At 62.2% G+C, this 7,453-nt stretch carries 9 protein-coding genes; 5 read left to right on the top strand and 4 right to left on the bottom strand.

What is annotated here, in order from left to right; all coding sequences use genetic code 11:
• Positions 1-149: 149 nt before the first annotated feature.
• On the bottom strand, positions 150-1,784 hold the full coding sequence (locus tag AB4Z11_RS17025) for a M28 family peptidase (RefSeq protein ID WP_442026427.1): 1,635 nt from the start codon (positions 1,782-1,784) through the stop codon (positions 150-152).
• Between the two features lie 69 nt (positions 1,785-1,853).
• Between AB4Z11_RS17025 and gluQRS the strand changes: the two genes are divergently transcribed.
• Both gluQRS and AB4Z11_RS17015 read left to right on the top strand, forming a co-directional pair.
• The gene (gene gluQRS / locus AB4Z11_RS17020; protein ID WP_442026426.1) at positions 1,854-2,759 is read left to right on the top strand and encodes a tRNA glutamyl-Q(34) synthetase GluQRS; all 906 of its coding nucleotides are present in this window, start codon (positions 1,854-1,856) and stop codon (positions 2,757-2,759) included.
• Positions 2,760-2,821: 62 nt separating this feature from the next.
• Positions 2,822-3,175 (top strand): DUF4124 domain-containing protein, encoded by a 354-nt coding sequence (locus AB4Z11_RS17015; RefSeq protein ID WP_442026425.1) that lies wholly within the window; start codon positions 2,822-2,824, stop codon positions 3,173-3,175.
• Here AB4Z11_RS17015 and AB4Z11_RS17010 read toward each other — a convergent pair.
• Both AB4Z11_RS17010 and AB4Z11_RS17005 read right to left on the bottom strand, forming a co-directional pair.
• A complete protein-coding gene (locus AB4Z11_RS17010) occupies positions 3,172-3,519 on the bottom strand; it encodes a hypothetical protein (RefSeq protein WP_442026424.1) in 348 nt (115 codons plus the stop codon). The genes AB4Z11_RS17015 and AB4Z11_RS17010 overlap by 4 nt on opposite strands.
• A 127-nt stretch (positions 3,520-3,646) precedes the next feature.
• The gene (locus AB4Z11_RS17005) at positions 3,647-4,357 is read right to left on the bottom strand and encodes a substrate-binding periplasmic protein (RefSeq protein ID WP_442026423.1); all 711 of its coding nucleotides are present in this window, start codon (positions 4,355-4,357) and stop codon (positions 3,647-3,649) included.
• Positions 4,358-4,464: 107 nt separating this feature from the next.
• Between AB4Z11_RS17005 and AB4Z11_RS17000 the strand changes: the two genes are divergently transcribed.
• Together AB4Z11_RS17000 and AB4Z11_RS16995 are read left to right on the top strand one after the other, a co-directional pair.
• Complete coding sequence (locus AB4Z11_RS17000; protein WP_442026422.1) at positions 4,465-5,253, top strand: alpha/beta fold hydrolase; 789 nt, start codon at positions 4,465-4,467, stop codon at positions 5,251-5,253.
• 33 nt (positions 5,254-5,286) lie between these two features.
• A complete protein-coding gene (locus tag AB4Z11_RS16995) occupies positions 5,287-5,472 on the top strand; it encodes a hypothetical protein (protein WP_442026421.1) in 186 nt (61 codons plus the stop codon).
• A 203-nt stretch (positions 5,473-5,675) separates the two neighbouring features.
• On the opposite strand, the gene AB4Z11_RS16990 is transcribed toward AB4Z11_RS16995, so the two are convergent.
• Positions 5,676-6,572, bottom strand: a complete 897-nt coding sequence (locus AB4Z11_RS16990; RefSeq protein ID WP_442026420.1) for a LysR family transcriptional regulator — start codon at positions 6,570-6,572, stop codon at positions 5,676-5,678.
• Positions 6,573-6,668: 96 nt separating this feature from the next.
• Here AB4Z11_RS16990 and AB4Z11_RS16985 point away from each other — a divergent pair.
• Positions 6,669-7,453: MFS transporter (locus AB4Z11_RS16985; RefSeq protein WP_442026419.1), on the top strand; the 785-nt coding region annotated here is incomplete at its 3' end.

Raw genomic sequence — 7,453 nt, 5'->3', positions numbered from 1 at the left:
TCATCACATCGAGTTCGTGCAGCAGACGATGGTGGAGACGCTGAAGAATGAAGAACGGCGCAACCGGGCGTCGCGCCGTTTGATGGTCTGATCAGAACCCAAGGCAGATGCTGGTGGCAGGCACGATGTGCCTGCCACCAGGGTTTGCTTTAAGGTTTCGCGCGCGCCTTGCCGAACGCGTCGCCCGCCTTCCACTCCGGCATTTTCGGCGCATCGGCCACCATGCGGCCCAGGTTCAGGGTGAACTGGGCTTGCTGGGTCATCCCCGCCAGATCCCACTTCGGATCGTATTCATCGGTCACCTGGTGATAGCTCTTCTCGTACGCCTTGCGCTTGGCCTTGGCAGCTTCCTTATCGCCCAGATAATCGCGGCCCATCTCGATCGAGAACGCCGGCACGCCAGCTTTGGCGAAGGCGAAGTGGTCGCTGCGGAAGTAGCCGCCAGCCAGATCAGGCTCGTTCTCTGCAATCACCATGTGCATCGACTTCGCGGTCGCTTCGGCCATCTTACCCAGCTCGGTGCGCTCGCTGCCTTGCGTGCCGATGTCCCTGGTCACACCAATCCAGTTCAAGCTATCCAGGTTCAGATTGGCAGCCGTTTTATCCACGGGCCACAGCGGCGCTTCGGCATACGCCGAGCTGCCCAGCAGGCCCTGTTCTTCCGCTGCCACCCAAAGGAACATTTGCGAGCGCTTGGCAGGCGACTTCACGGCAGCTTGCGCCATCGCCAGCAGCGCGGCGCTGCCGGACGCATTGTCCACGGCGCCGTTGAAGATATTGTCAGCGCCATCGCCCTGCTTGCCCAGGTGGTCCCAGTGCGCGCTGTAAATCACGACTTCGGACTTCAGCTTCGGATCAGTACCGGGCACCACGCCTGCCACGTTGTACTGTTCAACGGTACGCACAGCGGCCTTCATATCGCCGGTCAGCTTCGCGTTCAGCGCGACTGGCTTGAAGTCCTTGCTCTCGGCGGCTTTGCGCAGCGCGTCCAGATCCTGGCCCGCCGCTTTGAACAGGGCCTGCGCCGTGTCATTGGTGATCCAGCCCTGCAGCTCGGTGCCCGGTGTGCCTTGCGCCAGCTGGAAGCGTTCCACGCCCGCCCAGCTGTTCTGCACCACACTGTAGCCATACGATGCGGACTCGGTGGTATGAATCAGCAGCACACCTTTCGCACCCTGGCGCTTGGCCTCCTCGAACTTGTAAGTCCAGCGGCCGTAGTAGGTCAGCGCCTTGCCGCCGAAGCGGTTCGGCTGTTCTGCGGTCGGTTGCGGATCGTTGACCATCGCGACGATGATCTTGTTCTTCACATCCACGCCCTTGAAATCGTTCCAGCCTTCTTCCGATGCAGTGATGCCATAGCCGACGAACACCAGGTCGTCATTGAAGCTGTGCGCGGCTTGCGCATCGCCCGGTGCAAACACCCAGTCCTTGCCAAAGCTGATCGGCAGCGCGGCGCCGTTCACTTCCAGACGCAGCGTGCTCGCAGCAGGATCGGTCTTCACGCCGGCGATCTTCACCAACTGGCGATAGCTGCTGCCGTTGGCGGGCTTCAGGCCCACGGCCAGCGCCTGGTTTTCGAGATAAGCAACGGTCAGGTCGCCGCCGCGCTGGCCGGTACCACGGCCTTCCAGCAGATCGCTGGCGAGGAAAGCGAGATGGCCGCGCAGTGGCGCTTCCTGCACTTGCGGCAGCGACGCGGCTTGCGGCGCGGCCTTCGGTGCGGCTGCCATCGCCATGCTCGTGGCAAAGACGGAGGCAATCAGAGTCGGGATAATTTTCTGCATGCTGTTTTGATAATCCATTGAGGTGATAGGAGCGGCTGCAGCGCCGCGCGAGCATTGTATACTGCGCGCATGACGTCTCCCAAGCCTTACATCGGCCGCTTCGCGCCCTCTCCTACCGGTCCATTACATCAGGGTTCCCTCGTCGCTGCCATGGCCAGCTACCTCGACGCCAAGGTGCACAACGGCCAATGGCTGGTGCGGGTTGAGGATCTGGATCGCGACCGCAATGTGGCTGGCGCCGATCAGCATATTCTCGCGTCGCTGCAGCGCTGCGGCATGCAGTGGGATGGGGAGGTGACGTGGCAAACCAAGCGCCAGCATTTGTACGAAGCCGCGTTGGCGCAGCTGGCCGATAAGGTCTATCCCTGCGGCTGCTCACGTAAGGAGATCGCCGATTCGCAACTGCGCCTGGGCCAGAGCGGCAACGCGGCCCTGGTCTATCCCGGCACCTGCCGTCTCGGCCTCGCACCCGGACGCGCACCGCGCGCGCTGCGTCTGCGCACGCCGCAGGAACCGCATTGCGTCATCGGTTTCGACGACCGCTGGTGCGGCCATGTGAATCAGGACATTACCGCCGAAGTAGGCGACTTCGTGATCCGYCGCGCTGACGGCTTCTGGGCCTATCAGCTCGCCGTTGTCGTGGACGACGCAGCACAAGGTATCACCGACATCGTGCGCGGCGCCGACTTGCTGGACTCCACGCCGCGCCAGATCTATCTGCAGCAGCTGCTTCATCTGCCGCAGCCGCGCTATCTGCACGTGCCTGTCGTGGTCAATGAAGATGGCGAGAAACTGTCCAAGCAAACCGGCGCACAGGCCTTCGACAATGGCGCTTCGGTCGAGTCCCTGCTGGCAACAGCGCTCCTGCCGGCAGCAGGATTTCTTGGCCTGCAATTAAAAGCCGGCAGTATCGAAGAATTCTGGCGCCAGGCCATTCCCGCATGGGATGTGCGCCTACAAGCGCACGTGAAGTGACGAACAGAGCACCGGCGAACTAGCGCGCAGAATCGGTTTCACCTACACCAAGGAGGTGAACCATGCAACGCACAGCCATCGGCGGTGCGCTTTGCGCGGCTGCAATGGTGCTATCCGCGCACGGAGCGCTCGCACAGGACGAGGTCTTTCACTGCAAGGACAATAACGGCACCACCGTGTTGACCGACAAACCCTGCAACGCTTTGCAGGCCATGTCGCTGACAGCAACGCCCGCCCCCGTTACGACGGAACACATCATCGTCAAGGAACATTTCACGCTGCCGCCAACGGAAGCAGGACGGGAACGCTGGGCCAGCAAGCCGCCCACACGCACGCCACCCAAGATTGATATCGCTACGCTACGCGCCGCGCGTTTAGCACTCGACTTGCGCGAACAGGTCGCCAGTGCCCGCTAATGCGGCAACTCGTGCGGCATCGTGAAGAGAAAGCCCGCGACCAGCGTATGCACAATGGGCAAGACCATGAGCATGATTGCCGCGTGAGCATCGTCGCCGGTAATGCTGAGCCATGTCGCGGCGACCGCCAGCACCATGGGCGCCAGCACCACGCAGGCGCTGCGGAAAGTTGGCGGATTGGCACGCCGCACCGCAGCAAGGTTTACCGCCAGCGCAATGACATATAGAGCGCGGTAAACCCACTCGCCCTGGCCACTCGCAATGCGCAAGTCCACCAGCATGGCTTGCATGAGCAAGCCGAGCAGCAGCGTCAGCAGCAACGCAGGTAAAGCGGACCGTTCCATGATCACTTAGGACCTCCCGGGTGGATACCGAGAGTTAAAGCAAATTCCGCGCCACGGATCGCTTCGCCGTCAGTAATAGGCTAAATCAAATATCAGCTTTCCAGACTGTAAGGATTTTCGACAGCATCTATCGAAAGACAATCTCCCTGTTGAGCTTGGCAATGAGCTCATCCGGTACGTTCAGGCTGCACATGATGTGGCGCTCTTCCCCTTTCGGCATGCCAGCCAGGTTCAGCACACGCAGCTTGCCGGCGTGCGGACCGCCCAGGCTCATCAGGTAGGCTGCCTCCTCTTCCGAAACGAACATCAGGTCCACCGTGTTGGCACTGAGCGACTGCAGCATTTGCACGGTGCTGCCGGTGGACACGGCGGTGACGGGATGGAAGCGGCTCAGCATGGCGTCGATGCGGGGGCCGTAGGAATATTTGTCCTTCACCATGAGGCGCAATCCACCGCGGCCCATCAGTTCTTCCAGCGGCTGGCCCTCGCTAGCGTCGAAGAACAGGCCGGTCATGGCTACCCAGCGGTGGTCGCGGTAGATGGGGCGGGTGAACTTGGCGAACTGCGCGCGCTCATCATTGCGGAACCAGCCCACCGCACAATACTGCGCACTATTTTCGCGCACCATGGCGATCTGCCGATTGGTCGGCATTCTCACCCAGCGCACATCGATACCCGCCGCGCGGAAGGCCTGGGCCGCGGGCGTGCCCGTCAAACCCGAGGGACTGCCGTCCCGCGTGGCGACGAGGTAAGGTGGCCTTTCGTTGTAGGCAACCGTGATCTGAGCTTGCACGGCGGAGGCCAGCAGCACGGTGGAAAATATCAGCGGTTTCTTCATGGCGAATCACCCGTCTTATAGTGCTTCGTCCATATTACCTCAGCCATTTGATGGTGCATCGCAGCAGGACGGTATAATCGCAGGTTTGCCGTGGCTTTTATCCGAATATGACACACCCTGCTCTGCCTGCTGTTGTCCTGCTGCACAGTTCCCTCAGTTCCCGCAACCAGTGGTCCGCCCTGATGGCAGCCCATGCGGAGCAGTATCGCTTCATCGCGATTGACATGTTGTGGTATGGAAAATCTGCTTTCCCCACGGAAGCTGCCGAGGCAGGCTATACGCTGGCGCATGAAGCCGATGCAGTGGCTGCGGCCCTGGCTTCCCATCTGGACGCGGGCGAGCCATTCCATCTGGTTGGCCATTCCTACGGCGGCGCCACTGCGCTGCGCCTGGCGCGCCAGCTGCGCGGGCGCGTGCTGTCGCTGACGCTGTTCGAGCCAGTTGCCTTCCATCTGCTGCAGCGCGACGACGCGGCACGCAGGGAGATCGAAGCCTTCGCAGCTTCCATCGCCGCTGCGGACGCGGAAGCCGACGCTACCCGCATCTTCATCGATTACTGGAATCGTCCAGGCGTATTTGATGCGCTGCCGGATAACCAGCGCCAGCGCTTCATGTCGCAGATCGCCAAGGTAAAACTGGACTTCGTCGCCCTGCTGGGCGAGCCGGCCACGCTGGCCGATGCCTCCGAGCTCGACGTGCCAGCGCTGGTGATGGCGGGCCGCAAAGGTCCATCGTCGACCCGCCGCGTTGCCGAGCAACTGGCTGCTGCACTGCCAAATGGCTCCTTCCTTGAAACGGCAGGCGGCCATATGGCGCCGATCACCGATGCGGAAGCGGTCAACGAGGCCATTATTGGCTTCCTGAGTGCTTGTACCGCGGACCAGATTGCCGGATAATCAGGCCATTACAAAATCACATCGGGGCAGGACATGAGCGACACGCGATACAACCAGCAGTTAGCCATCCAGGTCGATAAGGGCATCGAGCTGCACGCCATGCGCGGCGCAGCGAACGCATGGATCTATATGCAGACCATGCAAGTGCCGCGCAATGTGATCCTGCGCGTGCTGGCCTACCCCGACCAGCGCCGCAATCCGCGCGAGCTGCCGCACTAAGCTCCGCTCACTTCCAATATGGCGGCACATTGGCCGCCACCCGCTGCACTTCATTTGCCGTCAACGGCGGCTTCCTGAATGCGGCCCAGCTTTCGCGGGGACGTAAATTATCTCCCGCCGCTGCATCCGATCTGTACAAGATGTGCTCCGCCCCAACCTGCCGCAGCCGGGCTGAGTAGAAGTTTTTTCATTGACGGGCTCTTCTAGCGCGGCATGGCCCAGTGCACCGCCATTTCCCGTACCGCTTTCAATACGGTCTGTTTGCTGGCGTCTGGACGTTTGCCGCTGCGCCAGGCCACCATCGCTTCCCACTCCCAGCGCGGCAGATCGGTGATATTCAGCTTCACCAGGCTGCCCTCGCGCAGCTGCCTGGCCGCCGCCATCTCGGGCATAAAGGTCAGGAAGCCATGCTCCAGCGCCAGCTCGATTGCGGCACTGGATGGCGTGATGGCGTGAATCGGATCGGGCACCGAACGCCAGGTGCGGATCATGGCGATCAGCTCGCGGCATTCATCGCCCCAGAACTGCGGCGCCAGGCGGGCGTTCGCCACGTCCGCCAATGTAAGCAGCGCGCGCCGGGCCAGCGGATGGCCGCGCTTTACCACGCCCACAATGGACGACAGGCTCACGCGCTCCATCTGAATGCCCGCGATGGCCGGACACTTCAGCACAAAGCCCAGTTGCGCGCGGTCCGTGAGCAGCATGTCCATGATGACGGGCGAGTGATCGGAGGTGCAGCGGATTTCCATCGGTGCGTCGGCCAGCGCCAGCAGAATCGGACCAAAGAACAGCGGCGCCAGCGAAGGCACACAAGCCAGCGTGATCTGCGGCAGGGCCGGTGCGCCCTGCACCGCGCGCTGGCCCTCTTCGATGGCGGACAAAGCCTGGCGCGCGGCAGGCAGAAAAGTCATGCAGGCCGGCGTCGGCGTCGCACCACGGCGATGACGCTTGAACAACTGCACGCCAAGCTGCTCCTCCAGTGCGCCGACCCGCTGGCTCACCTGCGGCTGCGACCAGCGGCGCTGGGCTGCGGCCTGACTGAAGCTTCCGCGGTCCACGATATCAAGCAGCAGCTGCAAATCATCGAGATTCAGAGCCATAACAAACTCCAATATGAAATATCAGTAGTTGACGGCTTCTATTATGGCTCTAAAGAAACTAACATCAAAGCTAGTGCATATATCGGGAGCCGCATCGTGGTCGGGTCGAACAGGGCGAGAAAGCTGGGCAAGCGTTTCATCATGCTGGACAGCGCGCTGGTGGTGGCCGGATTCAATGTTGTCTTTCCGATCATCGGCCTGCACTTTGTCGATCAACTGGGATGGGCTGCCGCGTCGGTGGGTCTGGCGCTGGGCGTACGCCAGGTGTCGCAGCAAGGCCTGGCGCTGTTCGGCGGTTCGCTGACCGACCGATTTGGCGGCAAACCGCTGATCGTACTGGGCATGCTGCTGCGCGCGTCCGGCTTCGCGCTGATGGGTTTTGCCGCCACGCCGCTCCAGCTGATGGTGTCCCTCATTCTGTCCGGCCTGGGCGGCAGCCTGTTCGACCCGGCGCGCGGCGCGCTGGTGGTGAAGCTGGTGCGGCCGGCGGAGCGTCCCCGTTTCTATTCGCGCATGCTGATGCAGGAAACTGCCGCCGCCGTGCTGGGCGCCCTGCTTGGCACCTTCCTGCTCGATTTCGATTTCCGCTGGACGGCGATGGCCGGCTGCTTCCTGTTCCTGCTGGCAGCGCTGGCCAATGCCCTGCTGCTGCCGTCCTACCGCACGTCCACGCCCGGTACCGGTGCGCTGGCCGCGATGCGCATGCCTTTGCGCGATAAGCCCTTCCTCATTCTCGTACTCACCCTGAGCGGCTACTATGTCTTGCAGACGCAATTGATGCTGGCCGTGCCCGTGCTGCTGATGCAGCTTTCCGGCTCGGCGAAGTCGGTGGCCTGGATGTACGGCATGGAGGCCGTGATGGCGGTAACGCTGCTGTATCC

Origin of the sequence: Pseudoduganella sp. RAF53_2 (assembly GCF_052113985.1) — a bacterium.
Lineage (GTDB): Bacteria > Pseudomonadota > Gammaproteobacteria > Burkholderiales > Burkholderiaceae_D > Rugamonas.
Note: the sequence above shows the minus strand (reverse complement) of the source record. Positions and strands in the feature narration are given on the sequence as shown.

Coding starts and splice junctions, on each gene's coding strand:
- AB4Z11_RS17025 (WP_442026427.1), bottom strand. CDS start 1,784: ATGCAGAAAATTATCCCGACTCTGATTGCCTCCGTCTTTGCCACGAGC.
- AB4Z11_RS17015 (WP_442026425.1), top strand. CDS start 2,822: ATGCAACGCACAGCCATCGGCGGTGCGCTTTGCGCGGCTGCAATGGTG.
- AB4Z11_RS17010 (WP_442026424.1), bottom strand. CDS start 3,519: ATGGAACGGTCCGCTTTACCTGCGTTGCTGCTGACGCTGCTGCTCGGC.
- AB4Z11_RS17005 (WP_442026423.1), bottom strand. CDS start 4,357: ATGAAGAAACCGCTGATATTTTCCACCGTGCTGCTGGCCTCCGCCGTG.
- AB4Z11_RS17000 (WP_442026422.1), top strand. CDS start 4,465: ATGACACACCCTGCTCTGCCTGCTGTTGTCCTGCTGCACAGTTCCCTC.
- AB4Z11_RS16995 (WP_442026421.1), top strand. CDS start 5,287: ATGAGCGACACGCGATACAACCAGCAGTTAGCCATCCAGGTCGATAAG.
- AB4Z11_RS16990 (WP_442026420.1), bottom strand. CDS start 6,572: ATGGCTCTGAATCTCGATGATTTGCAGCTGCTGCTTGATATCGTGGAC.